We start from the raw sequence: 22,401 nt of genomic DNA, 5'->3' as shown, positions 1-22,401 counted from the left end.
GCCCGCGCCGTCGGCGAAGTCCATGCCTGGCTTCACGCGTCCATAAATGCACACGATTTTTAATCCGTCCCGTCGCGTGCGGCGAGTCACGTCACGGAAGACACCGGCTCCCTATCTTATCATCACGCTAGATAAAACAGAGCCGAACAACCGGCCTGTACTGCGTGATCTCTGGAGCCCTGCCATGAAGACCCGTATCGCCGCCGCCGTCACTGCTCTTGTTCTTGGTGCCGCTCCGATCTCGTCCGCTCTGGCGGAGAACGGCGCGCGCTGGACCGGCTTCGCTCCCTACGAGGTTGAGACGACCGGCTCCCTCGGCCTCGGTGTCCACGACAATCCCAACTACGTGGGCTGCCCGATGAGCTCGGCCGCCGAAGGCAACGCCGATCAGCAGACCCGGCCGGTGAAGCAGTACGGCCAGACCGCCGGCGGTTACCGCTGCTGATCCGACGCGAGGACAGATGAAGCTGAAGGCTCTCTCCTACGTCATGATCGGTGCCTTCGTGAGCGGCCTGCTCATGACGCTCGTCGGCTCGGCCACGACTCTGCTCGGCCAGTAAGCAGACGGCGCCGCCCCCCCCCGGGGCGGCGCCGCTCGCGTTCGGGCCGCCCCGCGCGACCGGTGCGGTCAGGGAGCGACGGAGGGGCCGGAACCGGCCTCGGTCGGCATCAGTCTCTCGACGTAGTCGCAGGCGTCGATGATGGCGTCGGAGCTCCCCGCCATCCGTGCCCGGGCCGCCGCGCAGGCCCGCGCCACGGCGGGATCGGCGAGCAGCCGGCCCAGCACCCGCGCCGCCCGTGCGGGACGGAAGGCGCGGCGGCTCAGGGTGGCGCCGAGATCGCGGTCCTTCAGCCGCCGCCCCTCGTCGAAATGGTCGAAAGCCACGGGCACCACGAGCTGCGGGATCCCCGCGGCCAAAGCCTGCGCCACCGTGCCGACGCCCCCGTGATGAACCAGGGCCGCGCTGCGCGGCAACAGGGCGCTCAGGGGCGCGTAGGGCAGGTGGATGATCCCGGCCGGAAGCGGCTTCGGGATCTGGCCGCCCTGGGGAGCGAGCAGGACGCCGCGCCGGTTCATCCGCCGGCACAGCCGCACCGCGGTGGCAAAGAAGCCGGCCCCCTGGCGCATGGCCGAGCCGTAGGTGAACACGATCGGCGGGTCGCCCGCCGCGAGGAACGCCTCCAGCTCCGGCGGCATGGCCGCCACGTCGCCGAACCGGTCGACCAGCGGGAAGCCGAGTTGCACCGCCTGACCCGGCCAGTCGGCCTGCGGCTCCGCGTACCAGTCGGGGAACATGAGGAGCATGCCGGTCGGGCTGTTCCACCAGTGACGCAGCCGGTAGACCGGATCGAGGCCGAGGCGGGCCCGCAGGGCGTTGAGCGGCGGCAGCGTGAACGGGCCGACCGCCACCTTGTCGACGCCGAGATTCACGTAGGCCCGCAGGGAGGCCGGCAGGACGCGCGGCAGCGGCAGGCCCGGCAGGCGCGGCGGATCGTACCGGCTCTCGATCAGGAACGGCATGACGTGCAGCGTCGCGGTCGGGAGATCATACAGATCCTGCGCGAGCCGGGCGCCCCAACCCAGCGGCGAGGCGACCACCCGCAGATCGATCCCCCGGGCGCGGGTCGCACCGAGCCACAGGCAGGCCGGCTCGGCCACCTGCAGGGCGTAATCGAACATCGGGCGGAAGCCCTGCTGCGGGTGCCACAGATCCGGCTGGCGGATCACCGCCTCGTAATCCGCGACCGTACCCAGGGGCTGGAAGGCGAGTCCGGCCCGGCGGGCCATCGCCTCGAAGGGCGCCGGGGCCGCCAGCGAGACGCCGTGACCGCGCTTCAGGAGTTCGTGACCCAGCGCGATGAACGGCAGCACGTCACCGTGCGTGCCGACGGCCACGAGGGCGACGTCGAACCGTTCGACCGTCCGGTGCGCGGGAATGGCTTACTCCTTCGAACCCCCCAAGCGGTGACGAGCTCGTCTCGAAGGCGGGGCATGCCAGCCCGCCCGATCCGCATCAAGACACTTTTTACTGTACCGATAAGCGGGCGCCGGTTTGTGGCCCGAACGCCCTTCCATTGGAACAAAACATGAACATACTAGGACCGGAACACGGGAGGCAGATCGATGCTGAAGCGGTTGGTCCTGACCGGGATGGTCGAGTTCATGGCGTTCGGGCTGTTGTTCGCGGCGGTCGGCGCCTGGGCGATAGCCTTGGCACCGGTTCGTTAGCCGGATTTTTCCAAGGCGCCCCCGGTTCCTGCGATGGGCGGGTTATGCACAGGCGATCCGCCCGGCGCGGCCGATAATCCACAGGCCTGGCCCGAACTGGTGCTTCCGGGGCACGACCGGTGGATATCGCCTTTCGTCGGCCCGGCACACGTCGACTTGGAGCCGGCGAGCGGGGATGCTGGCCGACCCCGGAACAAGGTCGGCCATGCCACGCCAGCTAAAGGAGGTCGGATTCGTCCACCTCCACGTCCACTCGTCCTATTCCCTGCTCGAAGGGGCGCTGAAGGTCGGCTCCCTGATCAAGGCCGCGGTCGCCGACCGGCAGCCCGCCCTGGCGCTGACCGACACCAACAACCTGTTCGGGGCGCTCGAATTCTCCGAGAAGGCGGCCGGCGAGGGCGTCCAGCCGATCGCCGGCATCCAGCTCTCGGTGGCGTTCGAGGCCGCGGATCCGCACCAGCGCCAGGCGCCGACGCACCATGGCATCGTGCTCCTGGCCCAGGACGAGGCCGGCTACGCCAACCTGCTGCGGCTGGCGAGCCGCGCCTATTTCGACACGGCGCTCGGCGAAGCGCCGCGCCTGGACGCCGCAGCCCTCGTCGGAGCCTCGGAGGGACTGATCGCCCTCACCGGCGGCCTGTCAGGGCCCCTCGATGCCGCCCTCCGGGCCGGGCGGCCGGAACTGGCCCTCGGCCGCCTGCAGCGGCTCAAGGAGGCATTCGGCGAGGACCGGCTCTACGTCGAGTTGCAGCGCCACGGCCTGCCCGAAGAGGGACGGGTCGAGACCGCACTTCTCGACCTTGCCGGCCGCCACGGCCTCGGGATCGTCGCCACCAACGAGCCCTACTTCGCCAAGCCCGACGATTACGACGCCCACGATGCCCTGCTGGCCATCGCGGAGGGTCGCGTCGTCTCCGACGAGCGCCGCCGCCGGCTGACGCCGAGCCACGCCTTCAAGACCCGCGCCGAGATGGCCGCGCTGTTCCGCGATCTGCCGGACGCGCTCCAGGCCACCGTCGAGATCGCCATGCGCTGCGCCGTGCGGGCGCGGACCCGCAAGCCGATCCTGCCGAATTTCGGCGCCGTGGCGGCGGGCGAGACGCCTCCCATGGCGGAGGCCCTGGCGGAGGCGGCGGACACGGGCGTGCAGGCGGTCTCGGCCGACGAGCCGACCGAGTTGCGCCGGCAGGCCGAGGCCGGGCTGGAGCTGCGCCTGAAGCAGCACGGCACGGCGCCGGGCTTCTCGGAGGAGGATTACCGCAAGCGCCTCGCCTTCGAACTCGACGTCATCGTGTCGATGAAGTTCCCGGGCTACTTCCTGATCGTCTCGGACTTCATCAAGTGGGCCAAGGACCACGACATCCCCGTCGGTCCGGGCCGCGGCTCCGGCGCCGGCTCGCTGGTGGCGTGGTCGCTTCTGATCACCGACCTCGACCCGCTGCGCTTCGGCCTGCTGTTCGAGCGCTTCCTCAACCCCGAGCGCGTCTCGATGCCGGATTTCGACATCGACTTCTGCGTCGAGGGCCGCGAGCGGGTGATCCGCTACGTGCAGCAGCGCTACGGCGAGGGGCAGGTCGGGCAGATCATCACCTTCGGCACCCTGCTCGCCCGCGGCGTGCTGCGCGATGTCGGCCGCGTGCTGGAGATGCCCTACGGGCAGGTCGACAAGCTGACCAAGCTGGTGCCCCAGAACCCCGCCAACCCGGTGACGCTCGCCCAGGCGATTGAGGGCGAGCCCAAGCTCCAGCAGGCCATGGAGGAGGAGCCCATCGTCGGCCGGCTCATCGACATCGCCAAGAAGCTGGAGGGCCTGCACCGCCACGCCTCGACCCACGCGGCCGGCGTGGTGATCGGCGACCGGCCCCTGGAGGAGCTGGTCCCGCTCTACCGCGACCCGAAGACCGGCATGCGGGTGACCCAGTTCAACATGAAGTGGGTCGAGCAGGCCGGGCTGGTGAAGTTCGACTTCCTGGGCCTCAAAACCCTGACCATGCTGCGCTGCTGCACCGATCTCCTGAAGCAGCGCGGCATCGAGATCGACCTCGCGTCGCTGCCGCTCGACGATCCGAACACCTACGGGCCGATGGGCCGGGGTGAGACGGTCGGCGTGTTCCAGGTGGAATCGGCTGGCATGCGCAAGGCGCTCTGCGAAATGCAGGCCGACCGGCTGGAGGACATCATCGCGCTGGTGGCCCTCTACCGCCCGGGCCCAATGGCCAACATCCCGGTCTATTGCGAGCGCAAGCTCGGCCGCGACGCCGGAAACGAGGCGTCCTGGTACCCGGATCCGAAGCTGGAGCCGATGCTGAAGGAGACCTTCGGCATCATCGTCTACCAGGAACAGGTGATGGAGATCGCCAAGGTCCTGGCAGGCTACTCGCTCGGCGAGGCCGACATGCTCCGGCGCGCCATGGGCAAGAAGATCCGCGCCGAGATGGACGCGCAGCGCGACCGGTTCCTGAAGGGCTGCACCGAGCGCGGGCTGACCAAGGCCAAGGCCAACGAGATCTTCGACCTTCTGGCGAAGTTCGCCGATTACGGCTTCAACAAGAGCCACGCGGCGGCCTACGCGCTGCTGACCTACCAGACCGCCTATCTCAAGGCGAACTTCCCGGTCGAGTTCCTGGCCGCCGCCATGACCCTCGACATCGACAACACCGACAAGCTCGCTGAATTCCGCCAGGACGCCCAGCGCCTCAAGATCACGGTGGAGCCGCCCTCGATCAACACCTCCGGCGAGGTGTTCGAGGTGCGCGACGGCAAGATCTTCTACGCGCTCGCCGCCATCAAGGGCGTCGGCCGGGAGGCGGTGCGGGCGCTGGTGGAGGCCCGCGGCGACCGGCCGTTCAAGGACCTGGCCTGCCTCGCCCGCCGCCTCAACCCGCGGCAGATCAACAAGCGCACCCTGGAGAGCCTCGTCCAGGCCGGGGCGCTCGACTGCATCGAGCCGGACCGGGCGCGCGCCTTCGCGGCGGTGGAGCCGATGATGAAGCTCGCCGCCAGCGCGGCGGAGGCGGAATCGGCCGGCGTCACCGACATGTTCGGCGGCGTGGTGGCGGACGACGTGTCCCTGCGAATCCCGCCCCACGAGATCTGGCCGATGGCCGACACGTTGAAGCGGGAATACGCGGCGATCGGGTTCTTCATCTCCGGTCATCCGCTGGATGAGTACGGCGACCTGCTCGACAAGCTGCGGGTGCAGAGCTGGACCGATTTCTGCCGCGCGGTGCGGGCTGGGACCTCCAGCGTCGGCCGGGTGGCGGCCTCCGTGCTCGACCGGGCGGAGCGGCGCACCAAGACCGGCAACAAGATGGGCATCGTCACGCTCTCGGACCGGACCGCGCATTTCGAGGCGATCATCTTCTCCGAGGGGCTCGGCCAGTACCGCGACATCCTGGAGCCGGGCCGCCCGCTGGTGCTGCAGCTCCAGGCGAATTTGGAGGGCGAGGATGTCCGCGCCCGGATCCTCACCGCGGAGCCCCTCGACCAGGCGGTGGCCCGCCACCAGAAGGGGATCCGCATCCACCTGAGCGACCCGCGCGGCGTCGCCCCCGTGCAGCAGCGCCTGTCGATGCGCGGCGAGAGCGAGGTGTCGCTGATCCTCAAGCTCGATGGCGGCAGCCGCGAGGTGGAGATCCGGCTGCCCGGCAAATTCCAGGCGACGCCGACGCTCGCCGGCCAGCTCCGGACCGTGCCGGGGGTGGTGCAGGTGGAGGTGAGCTAGAACGGGGCCGCCAGGCAGCCGGTGAGGGCGCCCTTCAGCGCGGCGGCGTCGCTCTCCGCCACCGTGAACACCGCCGTCAGGGCCGGATCGCCGGAGCGCGGGCTCGCCTGCGTCCAGGTGAGCTTGGTGCCGGGCTGGGTGAGCGCCACGGCGAGGCCGCGCAGCGGATCCTCGCCGCGGCGGGCGCCCGTCACCGTCAGGGTGAAGCCCGAATCCGCCCCGGTCGCCGCGCCCTGCACGGGCATCCGCATGGAGCGCACGCTGCCGGCACTGGAGACGAGGATGCCGGTGAGCGGCGTCGCGCTGCCGGAGCCTTCGAGCCCGGCGAAGTCGAAGCGCGGCGCCAGCTCGGCGAAGCGCGGCACCGTCAGCGCCGCCGACAGGCCGGTCCCCCCCGGATCGCAGGCGAGGTAAAGGGTCGCCGGACGCTGATCCGTCCCCAGGTCGGCGGTGCCGGTGAGGTTCGCGCCGCCACCGGGCGCCCGGGTGCCGCCGGCGAGCAGCGGCGTCCGCCCGGTGAGGATGTCGGACAGCCTGTCGCCGCGGCTCAGCGGCCCCGCCAGGAGAGCCACGGCGGCGATGCCGACGACCGCCAGGGCTACGCCGATCCGGAGCCGCATCTCATCCTCCACCTGTGGACATCCCGGGCCGGCGGCATAGACGATCGCGGCCGGCCCGCAACCCTTCCTTCACCACGTCCGCAGGAACCGGGCCGCGATCCCGTCAGTGTGCAGCGCAGCAACTCCTTAAAAAGCGATCGATCCTATGCACCGGCGCTCAAGCTTGAGCGTCGCCATGCGCACGAAGATCCTGCTCGCCCTCACCCTGCTGGTCTACGTCACCACCGGCCGCGCCCCCGGGATCCGGGAGCCGCGCAACCCGGATGCCGAGCATGCGGGCGGACGTGTCGCCGTGGTGATGAAGCGGGCCTGGACCTGAACCTCACGCCCCCGGAGCACAGGCCCTGAGCCGCGCGGCCACAAGGGCCTGGAGACTCCAGAGATGGCGGTCGCGGATGCCGAGGCGCTCGCAGGCGTCCACGGTCCGGAACAGGTATTCGGCGCTCGGTCCCTTGTGCCCGCAGGCGGCGGCGATCTTTTCCGCGATTTCGGCGTCCGAGAGGCGGCCGGCGTAGCGGTCGCTGGCGCGGTTGGCCAGGAAGGTCAGCGCCGACACGGTTCCGGTCTCGGTGGCGACCGGCAGCCAGCGGGCGACGTAGCCCCGGCCCCGCATCTCCCGGCGCCAGACCGGCATCAGCGCCTCGCGGATCTCCATCCCGGGCAGGCGGAACACGACGCCCCGGCAGAGGCCGCCGCGGTCCAGCGCCAGGACGAAGCCCGGCCGCTCCGGCGTGCCGCGGAACCGGCGCTGCAGCAGGCAGAACCGGCGGTGGAAGCCGCGCACCGTCCCGATCCGGCGCTCGGCGACCTCGAATTCCGGATTCCACATCAGCGAGCCGTAGGCGAAGACCCAGAGATCGCAGCCCTCGCGCCCGGCGACGATCGCCTCCAGGCCCGGGCGCAACTCCGAATCCGACAGCACGTCGAGGGCGCTCGGGTCGTCGGGGACCGGGACGGAATGCGCGCGGGCGATCAGGTCGAGGCTGAGGTCGAGGGTGCGGGCGGGCGCGCAGGGCATGGCCCTCAACGCAGCGGCCTCACGGCTTGTTGCCCAGCGCGTCGAGTTCGGGGAAGGGCCGGGTGCGGTGGCCGGTGCAGACCTCGTCGTCGTCGAGCACCGTGAGTCGGTCGGCCTCGTAGAGCAACGTCACCTTCGGGCGCTCGGGCTTGCCGAAGGTCCGGCCGTACATCCGGCCCGACACGCAGTAGATCACTCGGCCGCCCTCCGCGATCGGCCCGGCGATCCGGCTGCCCTCGAACCGCACCGGCAGCAGCGAGACCGAACCGAAGGCGACCTGCTTGAGCGCCAGGGCGGCGATCCGCTGGAGGAGGGCCGGGGAGGGCACGTCCTCGGCCGCGGGCTTCGGTTTGCGCGGCCCGGCCTGCGCGCCGGCGGAGGCGAGGGCGAAGATGATGGCAAGAGCGGCGCGGGGCGGCATCGGCCCTCGCTAACCGGCCAAGGCTGCCTGAGGCTGGACAGCGCCGAAGGCTGCGGGTCCCTATATGAGGAGAACGAGCGGCACGCGCCCGTCGCGCGCCGCGCCCCTTTCACCTCACGACGCGACGTTCGATGCAATGGACCGACGACGCCCTGGTGCTCGGCCTGCGCCGGCACGGGGAGACCGGCGTCATCCTGGAGGCGATGACCGAGGCCCATGGACGCCATCTCGGCCTCGTCCATGGCGGACGCTCGCGGCGGATGCAGCCGGTGCTCCAGCCCGGCAACCGGGTCCGGCTGACCTGGCGGGCGCGCCTCGACGAGGGCCTCGGCGCCTACGTGGTGGAGCCCCTCGAGTCGCAGGTCTCCCGGCTGATCGGATCGAGCCTGGCCCTATACGGCATCGGACACCTCGCGGCGCTGCTGCGCCTCCTCCCCGAGCGCGACCCGCATCCGGCGCTCTACGCGGCGGCGGGGATCCTCGTCGAGCACCTCGACGACCCCGCCATCGCGCCGCCCCTGATGGTGCGGTTCGAGTTGGCCATCCTGTCGGAGCTCGGTTTCGGCCTGGACCTGACAGCCTGCGCCGCCACCGGCGGCAACGACGCCCTCGCCTACGTCTCGCCGAAGAGCGGCCGGGCGGTCAGCGCCTCGGCGGGCGAGCCCTATCGGGACCGTCTTCTCGCGCTTCCAACCTTCCTGCTCGCCGGCGGATCCCCGGGTCCGGACGGCGTTGCCCAAGGGTTTACCTTGACGGGGTACTTCCTCGACCGGCACGTCTGGGGCCCTCGGGGCCTCGCGCCGTCCGAGGAGCGGGCGCGATTCGTTGCGCTCGGCCGCGAGGCCGGGTAATGTTCGCGCTATGTTCTAATCGCGCCCGGGTCTGAGCGCGGCTCAACCCGGGCTGTGTCATCCCGTCGTTTCGGGGCCGCGAAGCGGAGCCCGGAATCCAGAATCGCTCGGCCCGCAAGGTTCGTCCGCCTCCTCGGACAGGGTCGGTGGTTCTGGATTCCGGGCTCGCCTTCGGTGCCACGGACTGACGAACCATCCGGAAAGGCGGCGCTGCCGGTCGGCGGCCCCGCCCTGAGACAGGAGCCGTCATGGGCCAGCCCTTCGAGCCGCCGTCCGGCGACGGGATCGAGAGCGTCGAGCTGAAATCCGCGCTGGAAGAGCGCTACCTCGCCTATGCGCTGTCCACGATCATGCACCGGGCGCTGCCGGATGCCCGCGATGGGCTGAAGCCCGTGCATCGGCGCATCCTCTACGGGATGCGGCTGCTGCGCCTCGACCCCAACACCGCGCACAAGAAATGCGCCAAGATCGTCGGCGACGTGATGGGCGACTTCCACCCGCACGGCGACCAGGCGATCTACGACGCCCTGGTGCGGCTTTCCCAGGACTTCGCCCAGCGCTACCCGCTGGTCGACGGGCAGGGCAATTTCGGCAACATCGACGGCGACGGTCCGGCCGCCTACCGCTACACCGAGGCGCGGCTCACCGAGGTCGCCCGCCTCCTGCTCGACGGGATCGACGAGGACACCGTCGATTTCCGGCCGTCCTACAACGGCGAGAAGGAGGAGCCGATCGTCCTGCCGGCGGCCTTCCCGAACCTGCTCGCCAACGGCAGCCAGGGCATCGCGGTCGGCATGGCGACCTCGATCCCGCCGCACAACGCCGCCGAGCTGTGCGACGCGGCGCTCTACCTGATCAACCATCCCGAGGCGACGTCCGGGCAGCTCGCGAAGTTCGTGCAGGGGCCGGACTTCCCGACCGGCGGCATCCTGGTGGATTCGGCCGAGTCGATCGCCGAGGCCTACCGCACCGGCCGCGGTGCCTTCCGGGTCCGCGCCCGCTGGACCAAGGAGGATCTCGGCCGCGGCACCTGGAACATCGTCGTCACCGAGATCCCCTACGGCATCCCGAAGGGCCGGCTGATCGAGAAGATGGCCGAGCTGCTGCAGGAGAAGAAGCTGCCGCTGCTCGCCGACGTGCGGGATGAATCCGCCGAGGACGTGCGTGTCGTGCTGGAGCCGCGCTCGCGCACGGTGGATCCGGTGATCCTGATGGAATCGCTGTTCCGGCTCACCGAGCTGGAGGCGCGGATCCCGCTCAACCTCAACGTCCTGGTCGGCGGCCTCGTGCCGAAGGTGATCGGGCTCGCCGAGTGCCTGCGGGAATGGGTCGACCACCGCCGCGTCGTCCTGCAGCGCCGCTCGCGCTACCGCCTCGGCCAGATCGACCGCCGCCTGGAGATCCTGGGCGGGTTGCTCATCGTCTATCTCGACCTCGACGAGGTGATCCGCATCATCCGCGAGGAGGACGAGCCGAAGGCCGCCCTGATGGCCCGTTTCGAGCTGACCGAGATCCAGGCCAACGCCATCCTCGACACCCGCCTGCGCAGCTTGCGCAAGCTGGAGGAGATGGAGTTGAAGCGCGAGTTCGACGCGCTCACCGCCGAGAAGGCCGAGATCGACGCCCTGCTCGCCTCCGAGCCGGCGCAGTGGAAGACGATCCAGGCGCAGATCCGCGCCGTGAAGAAGACCTTCGGGCCCGAGACCAAGCTCGGCAAGCGCCGCACGACGCTGGCGAGCCCCCCGGATGTCGGCGGCATCGACTTCACCGCGGCCCTGGTCGAGCGCGAGCCGATCACCGTGATCGTCTCCACCAAGGGCTGGATCCGGGCGCTCAAAGGCCACGTCGCCGACCTCTCGGGCGTTGCGTTCAAGGGCGACGACACCCTGAAGATCGCCTTCCCCACCGAGACCACCCAGAAGATCCTGCTGCTCGCCACGAACGGCAAGGTGTTCACGCTGGAAGCCTCGAAGCTACCGGGCGGGCGCGGCTTCGGCGACCCGGTGCGGCTGATGGCCGACCTCGACGACGGCACCGAGATCGTGGCGGCGCTGCCCTACCGGCCCGAGACCAAGCTGCTGATCGCGGGCTCGGACGGGCGCGGCTTCGTGGCGCCCGCCGACGCGCTGGTGGCCAACACCCGCAAGGGCAAGAACGTTCTGGGCCTCGACGGCGACGCCACCGCGGCGGTGCTGGTGCCGGCCGAGGGCGACCACGTCGCGGTGGTCAATACGGAAAAACTGCTGCTGATCTTCCCGATCTCCGAGGTGGCCGAACTCGCCCGCGGCAAGGGCGTGCGCCTCCAGCGCTGCCGCAGCGGCGGGCTGCTCGACGCGCACGTGTTCAAGCTGGCGGACGGCCTGCCCTGGCAGGACGGCTCACCGGAGGGCCGGCTCGCCAACGCGTCGGTGCTGGAGAAGTGGCTCGGCCACCGCGCCGAGGTCGGGCTGATGATGGCGCGCAGCTTCCCGAAATTCGAGCGGTTCGGGCGCTGAAGCAGGGCCGACTGAAAGAGGACGGCCATACGCACGTCCGTTCATGTAGGCGCGACAGGCTCCCTCTCCCGTTCGGGAGAGGGTTGGGGTGAGGGTCGAGAAGGATCAGAATAGAGCCCGCCATCGACGCGCGTTTGGGTCGCGCCTCTTCCGGATCGTTCTCATCCCTCACCCTGTCCCTCTCCCGCTCGGGAGAGGGGACCCGCACCTCGTTCGGAGACGGTCTCAGCGCGAATGCTGATCGAGCCAGAGCGCGCCAAGGGCCACCACGCCGCCGATCGGAACCGCCAGAAGAAAGAGCTGGGCTGTCGTCACGGGCAAAGGGTCCGTGGTGCGTGCCACCCGCCCCCTGTAGGGCGCCATCCATGGCCCCACAACGACCATGGGGGCACCGGGTCGACCAGCCCCTCCGTCATCGCGAGCACAGCGAAGTGACTCAAGGCCAGCGGCATACGTTAGCGTGGTGCCGACTGGATTGCTTCGCTCCGCTCGCAAGGACGGCGGCGCCGAAGCGACGGGTTAGCACCCCTATCACCGCGCCTTCACAGCCGCCTCGTCCGCCGCCCAGAGGTGCTGCGCCGCGTAAGCCCGGAACGGGCGCCACGCCTCGGCCCGGGCCAGGAGCGCCGCCGGGCTCGGACGCCCGGTGCGGCTCTCCAGCGCCCGCAGCAGGCCGACATCGCCCACCGGCAGGGCGTCGGGCAGCTTGAGCGCCCGCATGGCGATGTACTGCGCCGTCCAGGGACCGATCCCGCGGATCGCCGTGAAGCGGAGCACCGCGGCCTCCAGCGACTCCGCCGGGGCGAACAGGTCCGGATCGGCCAAAGCCGCCGCGGCCAGCGCCCGGATCGCCGCGCCGCGGGCCCGCGGCATGTTGAGCGCCAGGGCGATATCCGCCTCGACCAGATCCGCCGGCGTGGGAAAGACGTGGGTCAGCCCGCCCATCGGCTCCGCGAGGGGCTTCCCGAACGCCGCCACCAGCTTGCCCGCGAGCCCGATCGCGGCCGCCACAGAGACCTGCTGACCGAGGATCGCCCGGCAGCCGGTCTCGAACGGGTCCCAGGCCCCGGGGAGGCGCAATCCCGGCCGCGCGGCGACGAGCGGGGCCAGGACCGGATCGCCGACAAGGCAGGCCGCGATGGCGCCGGGATCGGCGTCGCAGTCGAAGAGGCGGCGCAGGCGCCCCGCGACCGCCTCGGCGTGCCCGGCCTCGACGCCGCGCAGCGCGACGTGCAGGCAATCCGCGCCGGGCGCCACCGTCAGGAGCCCGTGCCGCCCCGCGATGCTGATCGTGCGGGCGTAGGCCGCCGCGGGATCGGCCGCCTCGACGCCCGGGATCGCCCGCTTGGCGAGGAACGCGCGGATCGCCGCCCAGTCGTAGGGCGGCCGGACGGGCAGGCGGCGTTCGATCGCCCCCGCAAACACGAAGGGCGGCCTCTCGGCCGCCCCGTCGCTCGCGTCACAGGACAGGTGGTCCTGCCTCAGCCGCGCTGGTCGACCGGCACGTAGTCGCGCTGGGTCGGACCGACGTAGAGCTGGCGGGGACGGCCGATCTTCTGCGACGGATCCTCGATCATCTCGGCCCACTGGGCGATCCAGCCGACCGTGCGGGCCACGGCGAACAGCACCGTGAACATGTCGGTCGGGAAGCCCATCGCCTTGAGGGTGATGCCCGAATAGAAATCGATGTTCGGGTAGAGCTTCTTCTCGATGAAGTACTCGTCCTTGAGGGCGATCTGCTCCAGCTCCATGGCGACGTGGAGCAGCGGATCGTCGGTCTTGCCGAGCTCCTTCAGCACCTGATGGGTGGTGCTCTGCATGATCCGGGCGCGCGGGTCGTAGTTCTTGTAGACCCGGTGGCCGAAGCCCATCAGGCGGAACGGGTCGTTCTTGTCCTTGGCCTTGGCGACGTACTTGCCGACGTTCTCCGGGGTGCCGATCTCCATCAGCATCTTGAGCGCCGCCTCGTTGGCGCCGCCATGGGCCGGGCCCCACAGGCAGGCGATGCCGGCCGCGATGCAGGCGAAGGGGTTGGCGCCCGAGGAGCCGGCGAGCCGCACGGTCGAGGTCGAGGCGTTCTGCTCGTGGTCGGCGTGCAGGATGAAGATCTTGTCGAGCGCCCGGGCGAAGACCGGGTTCACCTCGTACTCCTCGCACGGCACCGCGTAGCACATGCGCAGGAAGTTCGAGGTATAGTCGAGGTCGTTCTTCGGGTACACGAACGGCTGGCCGATCGAGTACTTGTAGGCCATCGCGGCGAGCGTCGGCATCTTGGCGATCATGCGGATCGACGCGATCAGCCGCTGGCTCTCGTCCGTGATGTCGGTCGAGTCGTGGTAGAAGGCCGAGAGGGCGCCCACCGAGGCGACCATCACGGCCATCGGGTGCGCGTCGCGGCGGAAGCCGGTGAAGAACCGGTTCATCTGGTCGTGCACCATGGTGTGGCGCGTGACCCGGTACTCGAAATCGGCCCGCTGGGCGGCGGTCGGCAGGGCGCCGAACAGCATCAGGTAGCAGGTCTCGAGGAAGTCGCCCTTCTCGGCGAGCTGCTCGATCGGGTAGCCGCGATAGAGCAGCACGCCCTCGTCGCCGTCGATATAGGTGATCTTCGATTCGCAGGACGCCGTCGAGGTGAAGCCCGGGTCGAAGGTGAAGGCGCCGGTCTGGGCGTAGAGTTTGCCGATATCGATCACGTCCGGCCCGATCGTGCCGGATTTCACCGGCAGCTCGATCGACTTGCCGTCCACGGTGATGGTGCTGGGTGCGCTCATGGATCGTGGACCCTTCTCTGGCGACGTGGCGGATGCCGGGCTCGGGCTGCCCGAGTCGGTCCCGGGGGCCTGAGCACACGCATTATGCTGCGGGTGCTCACAGGCATGGGTTACCCAAACGGCACTGCAGCAGCAACGGGGTCGGTGACAACCCGACCCCGACGCCAAGCAAATTCCACCAAGCGCAATTCGAGCCGGGGCCGGCAGTTCCCCGGCTACGCCCGGTGGCTTCAGACCTGCGGCACCTGATCGCCCAGGCGGGCGAGGGTTTCCTCCCGGCCGAGCACCGCCATCACGTCGAACAGGGGCGGGGAGGTGGTGCGGCCGGTCAGCGCCGCGCGCAGGGGCTGGGCCACCTGTCCGAGCTTGCAGCCGGCGTCCTCCGCGTACTGGCGGACAGCCCCCTCGGTCGAGGCCGCATTCCAGTCCGGCAGCGCCTCGAGCACCGGCCGCACCCCGGCGAGGCGGGCGCGGCCCTCGTCGGAGAGGAGGGCGCGGGCCTTGTCGTCCAGCGCCAGCGGCCGCTGGGCGTAGAGGTAATAGGCGCTGTCGAGGAGCTCGATCAGCGTCTTGGCCCGCTCCTTCAGGCCCGGCATGGCCTGGGTGAGCTTGTCCTTGAGGTCGGGCTGCAGCGGCGCCGACAGGCCGCGTCCGGGACCGACATTGGGCAGGATCGTCTCGATCGCCGCGACGAGATCGGCATCGGTGCTGGTGCGGATGTAGAGGCCGTTGAGGTTGGCGAGCTTGGCGAAGTCGAACCGCGCCGCGGAGCGCCCCACCGCGCCGAGGTCGAAGGCCGCGACCATCTCCTCGGTGGAGAAGACCTCCTGGTCGCCGTGGCTCCAGCCGAGCCGCACGAGGTAGTTGCGCAGGGCCGCCGGCAGGTAGCCGAGATCGCGATAGGCCTCGACGCCGAGCGCCCCGTGGCGCTTCGAGAGCTTGGCTCCGTCCGCCCCGTGGATCAGCGGGATATGGGCCATCCGGGGAATGTCCCAGCCCAAGGCGGAAAAGATCTGGCTCTGGCGCGCCGCGTTGGTGAGGTGGTCGTCGCCGCGGATGATCTGCGTGACGCCCATGTCGTGGTCGTCGACCACCACGGCCAGCATGTAGGTCGGCGTCCCGTCCGAACGCAGCAGGACGAGGTCGTCGAGGTCCTTGTTGGCCCAGGTCACGCGGCCCTGGACGGCGTCCTCGACGACGGTCTCGCCCTCGGTCGGCGCGCGCAGGCGGATCACCGGCTTGACCCCCGCGGGGGCCTCGGACGGGTCGCGGTCGCGCCAGCGGCCGTCGTAGCGGGGGGCACGGCCCTCGGCCCGGGCGGTCTCCCGCATCGAGGTCAGCTCCTCGGCGGTGGCATAGCAATGGTAGGCACGGCCGGCCGCCAGCAGCTCCTCGGCCACGGCCCGGTGGCGCTCGGCCCGGGCGAACTGGAACACCACGTCCCCGTCCCAGTCGAGGCCGAGCCAGGACAGGCCGTCGAGGATCGCGTCGATCGCGCCCTTGGTGGAGCGCTCCCGGTCGGTATCCTCGATGCGCAGCAGCATCTTGCCGCCGGTGTGGCGGGCGTAGAGCCAGTTGAACAACGCCGTGCGGGCCCCGCCGATATGCAGGTAGCCGGTGGGCGAGGGGGCGAAGCGCGTGACGACGGCTGAGGACATCGGTCCGGTATGTTCCGGGGCTGGTCGCGGACGGAGCGCGACGGACGGCGAAGGGGCGGCGGAGCGGCGAGGGGCTCGACAGGGCGCCCGTAGCACGAAGCACCGGCTGTAGCACGAGCCGGAGGATGCGTTAAGAATCGCCCGCAGAATCGCCCGGCCCCGAGACAGGTCGCGCGGAACGGGGCGGCGGCGATGCGGCGGATCGGCGCGAGGCTGGCGGGCGGCGCGGTGGCGCTGGCCGGCCCCCGCGCGCCCGCCCTCCCGGTCATCCGCCACTGGGTGGCCGAAGGCCTCGCCCGGGACGCCGAGCAGCGCCGGCTGTTCCCCTGGCTGGCGGTGGCCTTCGGCGGGGGGATCCTGGTCTATTTCGCGGCGACCGACGGCGCGCCGAGCCTGGCCGCGCCCCTTGTCGCCGCCGCCCTTGCCCTGGCGCCGATCCCGCTCCTCGGCGCGCGCCCTGCGGCGCTGGCGGCGGTGCTCGCGGTGGCGGCCGCGTTCCTCGGCTTCGCGGCGGCGGCCTGGCGGGTCTCGGAGGTCGCCGCCCCGGTCCTCAACCGCACCACCATCGGCCCCCTCATCGGAACGGTCGAGGCCCTGGACGAGCGCGAGGTCGGCGCCCGGCTGCTGATCCGGGTGGAGAGCTTCGCCGGCCTCGCGCCGGAGGCGCGGCCCGCCCGGGTGCGGGTGTCCTTCCGCAAGACGCCGACCCCGCTTCCCGGGGACGTCGTCGCCGCCACCGCCCGGTTGTTGCCTCCCCCGGAGGCGGCCCGGCCCGGAGGCTACGATTTTGCCCGAGACGCCTACTTCCAGGGGATCGGCGCGGTGGGCTCCCTGGTCGGGGCGGTCACGATCCGGGCGCCGACCGAGCCGCCGCCCCTCCGCCTGCGGCTCGCCGCCACGCTCGACGCGGCCCGGAACGGGCTCACCCGCCGGATCGCGGAGGCCGCCGGCGGCCAGGCGGGCGCGGTGGCGGCGGCCCTGGTGACCGGCAAGCGCGGCCTCATCGGCCCGGCGACCAACGATGCGCTGCGCGCCGCCGGGATCTACCACGTTGTGTCGATCTCGGGCCTCCACATGGTGCTGGCCGCCGGCGTGGTGTTCTGGCTGGTGCGGGCGCTCCTCGCGCTGGTCCCCCATTGCGCGCTCCTCTGGCCGATCAAGAAGATCGCGGCCGGCTTCGCCATGGTCGGCGTCACCGCCTACTGCGCCTTTTCGGGCTGGGACATCGCCGCCGAGCGCTCGCTGATCATGACCCTGATCATGCTGGGCGCGATCTTGGTGGACCGGCCCGCCCTGTCGATGCGCAACCTCGCCCTCGCGGCGCTGATCGCCCTGGCCCGGGAGCCGGAGGGCCTGCTCGGCCCGAGCTTCCAGATGTCCTTCGGCGCCGTGGCCGGGCTGATCGCCTGCGCGCGGCTGATCGACGGGCGGCTGTTCGTGCGCCCCGGGGCGGGCCGGCTCGGTCGGCTCGTCGGCACCGGCCTCTCGGCGGTCACCGGGACTCTGGCCACGACCCTGGTGGCGCAGGTCGCGACCGCACCCTTCGCCACCTACCATTTCCAGACGATCCAGCCCTTCGGCCTCGTCGGCAACGCCCTGACCCTGCCGCTCGTCTCCCTCGTGGTGATGCCCTCCGCGGTGATCGGGATCCTCGCCTATCCCTTCGCCCTCGACCGCCCGATCTGGTGGCTGATGGGTCAGGCGGTGGGGGGCATGCTCGCCGTCTCCCAGTGGATCGCCGGGTTCGAGCGGGCCATCGTGGTCGTGCCGGCCTTCGGCACCGCGGCGCTGTTCCTGCTGACCGCGGGCCTGCTGCTCGCGACGTTACCGGCCTCCCGCCTGCGCTGGCTCGCCGTGCCGCCGATCCTGCTTGGACTCGTCGTCGCGGCCCGACCCGACCGCTACGACCTCTATGTCGATCGGCAGGGCGCGGGAGCCGCGGTGCGGGGGCCGGACGGACGGCTTGCGGCCCTCGGCAGTCCGTCCGGCTTCGTCCTCGAACAATGGCTGAAGGCGGACGGCGACGGACGGGGAGCCGGGGGACTGATCGTCCGATCGGGCGGCGGCCGCTGTGACCGGCTCGGATGCACCGCGCGCCTGCCGGACGGACGGGCGGTCGCCCTGGTCCGGGACCGGCGGGCCTTCCCGGAGGATTGCGCCCGCGCCGCGGTGCTGATCACGGGCCTCGTGGCCCCTCCGACCTGCACCAGCCCCCTGGTGATCGACCGGCGCGTCCTGTCCGCCCAGGGCGCCGTCGCCCTCAGGTCCGAAGGCGAGAGCTTCGTCGCCCATCACGCCCGGGCCGATGGCCGCGCCGTGCCCTGGCGACCACGCTCGGGACACGGGTCGGTGCCGCCACAACCGGTCACCGCGCCCTCCGCGGAGGCCCGCGCCTCTGACGACGGGGCGACAACGCCTCCGGAAACCGATGCGTCGGGCGGGGACCTCGCCCCCGGCGACGCGCCGGCCGAGCCGCTTCAGTAGCGGCGGACGAGGCTGACGAGGCGGCCCTGGATCCGGACCCGGTCGGGCCCGAGGACACGCGTCTCGTAGGCCGGGTTGGCGGCCTCCAGGGCGATCGAGGAGCCGCGGCGGCGCAGACGCTTGAGCGTCGCCTCCTCGTCGTCGATCAGCGCCACGATGATGTCGCCGGTATTGGCCGTGTCCTGCTTGCGGATCACCACGAGGTCGCCGTCGAGGATGCCGGCCTCGACCATCGAGTCGCCGCGCACCTCCAGGGCGTAGTGCTCGCCGCCGGCCACGAAGTCCGGCGACAGGGTGATGGCATGGCTCTGGTTCTGGATCGCCGAGACCGGCGTACCGGCGGCGATCCGGCCCATCACCGGGATCGAAATGGCACGACCGGCGTCGTCGATCATCCGTGTGCTGGCCGGGGCCGGCGGATGCTTGGACTTGCCGCCCTCGACCACGCTCGGGGTGAAACGGCGCGGCTCGGCCGGGGCCGAAGATGGGGCCGAAGATGGGGCCGTCTGGCTCAGGCTCTCGGGGATGCGGATCACCTCGATGGCGCGCGCCCGATTCGGCAGGCGCCGGAGGAAGCCGCGCTCCTCCAGGGCCGTGATCAGCCGGTGGATGCCGGATTTCGACTTGAGGTCGAGGGCATCCTTCATCTCGTCGAAGGACGGCGGGACGCCGCATTCCTGCATCCGGCTCTGGATGAAACGCAGGAGGTCCAGCTGCTTGCGCGTGAGCATCGAAGGGGGACTCGCGGCTTGGCAGACCGCCCCGTGACGGTCTCTGAAACAAATCACGAACAGGTTAAACGTTCCGCAAGTGTTCCGCAAGGGCGGCACCGCTACGCTTGGCGCGTCGCTCCGCGCTCGCGGGAGCAAGGTCGAGAAACGCATTGACGGCGCAAGCGGAGCCGTTTCAATGCACCGCGGCGCCCCGCCGGGAAGGCGGCGGATCCGGGCCGCGGGCTGGGACCCTCTTGGGATGACGAGGATGCGACGACCCGCAGCTCTGCTGCCCCTCGGCCTCGCCGCCCTCGGCCTCGCCGGCTGCACCACCGGGTTCTCCTACATCTCGCGGAACTACGTGGCGCTCACCCCCCAGGTGGTGACGATCGGCTGCAAGGAGCCCTACGAGGTCTACGACAACCGGCAGATGCGCCGGATGCTGATCGTCTCGAACGCCCTGCGCGAATATACCGGCTGCAACCTGAGCGAGGCCCGGATCGATCCGGAGCCGGACGCCACCCGGGTGAAGCGCTTCCGCACCGCCGCCCGGGCCTATCTCGACGAGACCGTGCGCGAGGATTGCCGGATCACCGGCGAGACCGTGTTCGATCCGCTGAAGACCGAGTTCGCCTACGCCTGCGACACGCCGATCGAGAAGCGCGGCACCGTGGTCCCCCGCCTGCCGGGCCGCAATCCCGGTCTCGCCCGCTGACCGACCGGCGGCGCGCGGTCAGGCGCCCGGCTTCGGGAAGGTCCGTTCCGCCGCGTCGCCGGCGGCGGCGAGCAGGGCGCGGGCGAAGGCCCGGGCTTCCGCCCGGTCGAGAACGATCGCGGCGGTGACCGGCGCGCCGCCGAGGTCGGCCAGGGCGAGTTCCAGGCGCACCCCGTCGGGCACGGCGGTCGCCTGCAGGCTCCAGCCGGAGCCCCGATCCGTGCTCTCCGCCATCACATGTTCCTCCCGCCTGCCCCGGGAAAACGCCGCAGGCGCCCGCCGGAACCGCCCGTGCGCGGGACTGTTCCCGAGCCGTGCCCAGCGCTTCCCTGCCTCGCCTGTCCGCTTACCTCAAGGCCGCAGGCCCCGGACTCGTGGTGATGCTGGCCGATACGGATGTCGGAAGCCTCATCACGGCGGCCCAGAGCGGGGCGCGCTGGGGCTATTCGCTCCTGCTCCTCCAGATCCTGCTGGTGCCGATCCTGTACGTCGTCCAGGAGCTGACGGTGCGGCTCGGGACCGCCACCGGACGCGGCCACGGCGCGCTGATCCGGGAGCGCTACGGGCCGGCCTGGGCCTGGATCTCGTACGGCGGCCTCGTGGTCGCCGGCATCGGCGCCATCGTCACGGAATTCTCCGGCATCGCCGGCATCGGGGACCTGTTCGGGGTGCCGCGGCTCGTGAGCCTCGGCCTGCCGGCCTGCCTGCTCCTGGGGCTCGTCTTCACCGGGAGCTACCGGCGCGTCGAGGTCGTGGCGATCGTGGTCGGCCTGTTCGAGCTGGTCTTCGTCGGGCTCGCCGTCGCGGCGCGGCCGAACCTGCCCGAGATCGTCGCCTCCTTCGGGCACATGCCGCTGGGCGACGGCCAGTTCCGGGTGCTGATCGCGGCCAATATCGGCGCGGTGATCATGCCGTGGATGATCTTCTACCAGCAGTCGGCGATCGTCGATAAGGGCCTGGGCTGGGAGCACGCGCGGCGCTCGCGGCTCGACACACTCGTGGGTGCGGTGGTCTCGCAATGCGTGATGGGCGCGATCCTCGTCGCCGCCGCCGCCACGATCGGCAAGGCCGGGCAGGGCAGCGCGAAGGGGCTGGAGACCGTCGGCGATCTCGCGGGCGCCTTCACGCCGGCCCTGGGGCCGTGGCTCGGGCAGGTGGTGTTCGGGGTGGGCATCATCGCGGCGGCCTTCGTGGCGCTCAACGTCGTGGCCCTGGCGCTGGCCTGGGGGTTTGGCGACGTGACCGGCCGGCCGCACTCCCTGGAGCAGTCGCCCCGGGAGGCTCCGGCCTTCTACGGCGCCTTCGCGCTCGCGGTCGCGACCGGCGCGGTCGCCGTGCAGCTCGTGCCGGATCTCGTGGCGCTCAACATCGCCGTGGAGGTGATGAACGCGCTGCTCCTGCCCCTGGCGCTCGGCCTGCTGATCCTCCTCGCCACCCGGGCCCTGCCCGAGGGGCAGCGCGTGGCGGGCGTCTACAAGGGGGTGGTCTACGCGGTGTCGGGGATCACGATCGCGTTCGCGATGGTCGGCGTCCTGGACGGGGTGGGCCTGCTCTGACGCGATTGACGCGGGGCCTCCGATGATGTCTCCCGCGGGCTCCGATCAGGTGGAGTTCGAACATGCAAGAGATCTGGTTCCGCACGGGCGAGGCCACGGTGCTGGCGGCCGAGGGCCAGTACACCGACGCCATGCCGGAGGTGCTGATCGGCTCGGTGCGCGGTCCGGTCGGCCAGGCCTTCGCGTCGATGATGGGGCAGGTCCAGGGCCACACGCGGATGTTCGTGGTCCGCGACCTCAACCAGCTCGTGCGCCCCGCCACGATGATGACCACCAAGGTCACGATCCACACGGCCGAGTATGCCGAGCTCCTCGGCGGCGTGGTCCAGGCCGCCACCGGCGACGCGATCGTGGACTGCATCATCGAGGGCATCCTGCCCAAGGACGGGCTCGACGAGCTGTGCATGATCATCATGATCTGGCTCGATCAGCGCTGCGCCGAGGACGACAACCTCGACCAGAAGGACCTCTACCGGACCAACTACGAGGCGACGAAGCTCGCCATCGCCCGCGCCCTCAAGGGCGAGCCGACGGTGGACGAGCTGATCGCCAACCGGAAGACCGTGAAGCACTACGCCCTGGACGGCGTGATCGAGTACTGATCGGCCCCTTCGCGCGCATCCTGCCGGGGTCGATATCGCATCACCCCGGCGGGATGCGCCCCACCGAGCACAGGGTCCGCATCGCGGTGCTGCCCGGGTCGGTGTAGCAGGAGGCAGACCAGCCGTTCTGCTGGATGAACGACTTGCGCCGCTCCGACAGCGCGGTCCGGTAGGCGCTGGCGATGATCGGCTCGACGGTCGCGGCCGGCTCGCCGACCAGGATCTCGGAGGCCACCGACAGGTCGCGGAAGAAGGTCGCCGAGGGGGCGGGCTCGGCCGAGGTCGCCTGCACGATCGGCTCGGCCCGGCAGGTCACGTCGAACTTGATCGGACCGGCCATGCGGATGTCGATGCTGGGGCCCGCCCGCTTGCCGACCTTGCCGCCGATGGCGCCGGCGATCTGGCGGGTGAGGTCGTCGCAGCTGTCGGCCCGGGCGGCCTCCGCCCAGAGGGGGAGGGCCGCGCAGGCGGCGAGGCAGGCGGCGAGGAGGAGGCGCGGAACGGCGAAGCTCGACATGGCCGCACTCTACGCGCGGCGCGGGG

At 71.1% G+C, this 22,401-nt stretch carries 19 protein-coding genes; 9 read left to right on the top strand and 10 right to left on the bottom strand.

The window, feature by feature from the left end; translation table 11 throughout:
- Positions 1-184 precede the first annotated feature (184 nt).
- A complete protein-coding gene (locus MCBMB27_RS07730) occupies positions 185-445 on the top strand; it encodes a hypothetical protein (RefSeq protein ID WP_043354255.1) in 261 nt (86 codons plus the stop codon).
- 183 nt (positions 446-628) lie between these two features.
- On the opposite strand, the gene MCBMB27_RS07725 is transcribed toward MCBMB27_RS07730, so the two are convergent.
- Positions 629-1,897 carry a glycosyltransferase gene (locus tag MCBMB27_RS07725; protein WP_043354256.1) on the bottom strand — a complete coding sequence of 423 codons (1,269 nt, stop codon included), beginning with the start codon at positions 1,895-1,897 and terminating at the stop codon, positions 629-631.
- 538 nt (positions 1,898-2,435) lie between these two features.
- Here MCBMB27_RS07725 and dnaE point away from each other — a divergent pair.
- Positions 2,436-5,954, top strand: a complete 3,519-nt coding sequence (gene dnaE / locus MCBMB27_RS07720) for a DNA polymerase III subunit alpha (RefSeq protein ID WP_075380175.1) — start codon at positions 2,436-2,438, stop codon at positions 5,952-5,954.
- Here dnaE and MCBMB27_RS07715 read toward each other — a convergent pair.
- Positions 5,951-6,574, bottom strand: a complete 624-nt coding sequence (locus tag MCBMB27_RS07715; protein ID WP_043349609.1) for a hypothetical protein — start codon at positions 6,572-6,574, stop codon at positions 5,951-5,953. The two genes, dnaE and MCBMB27_RS07715, sit on opposite strands and share 4 nt — an antisense overlap.
- Positions 6,575-6,749: 175 nt before the next feature.
- Between MCBMB27_RS07715 and MCBMB27_RS30175 the strand changes: the two genes are divergently transcribed.
- Positions 6,750-6,893 (top strand): hypothetical protein, encoded by a 144-nt coding sequence (locus MCBMB27_RS30175; protein ID WP_164706385.1) that lies wholly within the window; start codon positions 6,750-6,752, stop codon positions 6,891-6,893.
- Positions 6,894-6,896: 3 nt separating this feature from the next.
- Here MCBMB27_RS30175 and MCBMB27_RS07710 read toward each other — a convergent pair whose 3' ends face one another.
- Positions 6,897-7,592, bottom strand: coding sequence for a gamma-glutamylcyclotransferase (locus tag MCBMB27_RS07710; RefSeq protein ID WP_075380174.1), 696 nt, complete (start codon positions 7,590-7,592; stop codon positions 6,897-6,899).
- Positions 7,593-7,611: 19 nt separating this feature from the next.
- On the bottom strand, positions 7,612-8,013 hold the full coding sequence (locus tag MCBMB27_RS07705) for a hypothetical protein (protein WP_043349603.1): 402 nt from the start codon (positions 8,011-8,013) through the stop codon (positions 7,612-7,614).
- A 131-nt stretch (positions 8,014-8,144) separates the two neighbouring features.
- On the opposite strand from MCBMB27_RS07705, the gene recO reads away from it, so the two are divergent.
- Both recO and parC read left to right on the top strand, forming a co-directional pair.
- Positions 8,145-8,864 (top strand): DNA repair protein RecO, encoded by a 720-nt coding sequence (gene recO / locus MCBMB27_RS07700; RefSeq protein WP_075380173.1) that lies wholly within the window; start codon positions 8,145-8,147, stop codon positions 8,862-8,864.
- Positions 8,865-9,112: 248 nt separating this feature from the next.
- A complete protein-coding gene (parC, locus tag MCBMB27_RS07695; RefSeq protein ID WP_043381925.1) occupies positions 9,113-11,359 on the top strand; it encodes a DNA topoisomerase IV subunit A in 2,247 nt (748 codons plus the stop codon).
- A 531-nt stretch (positions 11,360-11,890) separates the two neighbouring features.
- Here the strand turns inward: parC and MCBMB27_RS07690 are convergent.
- The 3 genes from MCBMB27_RS07690 to gltX form a co-directional block, all read right to left on the bottom strand.
- Positions 11,891-12,784, bottom strand: a complete 894-nt coding sequence (locus tag MCBMB27_RS07690) for a DNA-3-methyladenine glycosylase family protein (protein ID WP_075380172.1) — start codon at positions 12,782-12,784, stop codon at positions 11,891-11,893.
- A 56-nt stretch (positions 12,785-12,840) separates the two neighbouring features.
- Positions 12,841-14,130 carry a citrate synthase gene (gltA, locus tag MCBMB27_RS07685; RefSeq protein ID WP_012319002.1) on the bottom strand — a complete coding sequence of 430 codons (1,290 nt, stop codon included), beginning with the start codon at positions 14,128-14,130 and terminating at the stop codon, positions 12,841-12,843.
- Positions 14,131-14,360: 230 nt separating this feature from the next.
- Positions 14,361-15,788 (bottom strand): glutamate--tRNA ligase, encoded by a 1,428-nt coding sequence (gene gltX / locus MCBMB27_RS07680; protein ID WP_043381930.1) that lies wholly within the window; start codon positions 15,786-15,788, stop codon positions 14,361-14,363.
- A gap of 192 nt (positions 15,789-15,980) precedes the next feature.
- Between gltX and MCBMB27_RS07675 the strand changes: the two genes are divergently transcribed.
- The gene (locus tag MCBMB27_RS07675) at positions 15,981-18,272 is read left to right on the top strand and encodes a ComEC/Rec2 family competence protein (RefSeq protein ID WP_075380171.1); all 2,292 of its coding nucleotides are present in this window, start codon (positions 15,981-15,983) and stop codon (positions 18,270-18,272) included.
- Here MCBMB27_RS07675 and lexA read toward each other — a convergent pair.
- Positions 18,266-19,003: a transcriptional repressor LexA gene (gene lexA / locus MCBMB27_RS07670; protein ID WP_043381936.1), complete on the bottom strand. Its 738-nt coding sequence runs from the start codon at positions 19,001-19,003 to the stop codon at positions 18,266-18,268. The genes MCBMB27_RS07675 and lexA overlap by 7 nt on opposite strands.
- A 250-nt stretch (positions 19,004-19,253) precedes the next feature.
- Here lexA and MCBMB27_RS07665 point away from each other — a divergent pair, with 250 nt between their 5' ends.
- On the top strand, positions 19,254-19,700 hold the full coding sequence (locus tag MCBMB27_RS07665) for a hypothetical protein (protein ID WP_043349584.1): 447 nt from the start codon (positions 19,254-19,256) through the stop codon (positions 19,698-19,700).
- 18 nt (positions 19,701-19,718) lie between these two features.
- Here the strand turns inward: MCBMB27_RS07665 and MCBMB27_RS07660 are convergent, their stop codons facing one another.
- Entirely contained in the window at positions 19,719-19,934 is a 216-nt protein-coding gene (locus MCBMB27_RS07660) for a hypothetical protein (RefSeq protein WP_043349581.1), read from the bottom strand.
- An 80-nt stretch (positions 19,935-20,014) separates the two neighbouring features.
- Here MCBMB27_RS07660 and MCBMB27_RS07655 point away from each other — a divergent pair, with 80 nt between their 5' ends.
- Both MCBMB27_RS07655 and fae read left to right on the top strand, forming a co-directional pair.
- On the top strand, positions 20,015-21,256 hold the full coding sequence (locus MCBMB27_RS07655) for an NRAMP family divalent metal transporter (RefSeq protein WP_043381939.1): 1,242 nt from the start codon (positions 20,015-20,017) through the stop codon (positions 21,254-21,256).
- Between the two features lie 62 nt (positions 21,257-21,318).
- Entirely contained in the window at positions 21,319-21,858 is a 540-nt protein-coding gene (gene fae, locus MCBMB27_RS07650; protein WP_020092273.1) for a formaldehyde-activating enzyme, read from the top strand.
- A 40-nt stretch (positions 21,859-21,898) separates the two neighbouring features.
- Here fae and MCBMB27_RS07645 read toward each other — a convergent pair whose 3' ends face one another.
- Entirely contained in the window at positions 21,899-22,375 is a 477-nt protein-coding gene (locus tag MCBMB27_RS07645; RefSeq protein ID WP_043381941.1) for a hypothetical protein, read from the bottom strand.
- Positions 22,376-22,401: the final 26 nt, after the last annotated feature.

It is taken from the genome of Methylobacterium phyllosphaerae, from assembly GCF_001936175.1.
GTDB classification, from domain to species: domain Bacteria; phylum Pseudomonadota; class Alphaproteobacteria; order Rhizobiales; family Beijerinckiaceae; genus Methylobacterium; species Methylobacterium fujisawaense.
The sequence above is the reverse complement of the archived record's forward strand: the minus strand, read 5'-3'. Positions and strand labels throughout refer to the sequence as shown.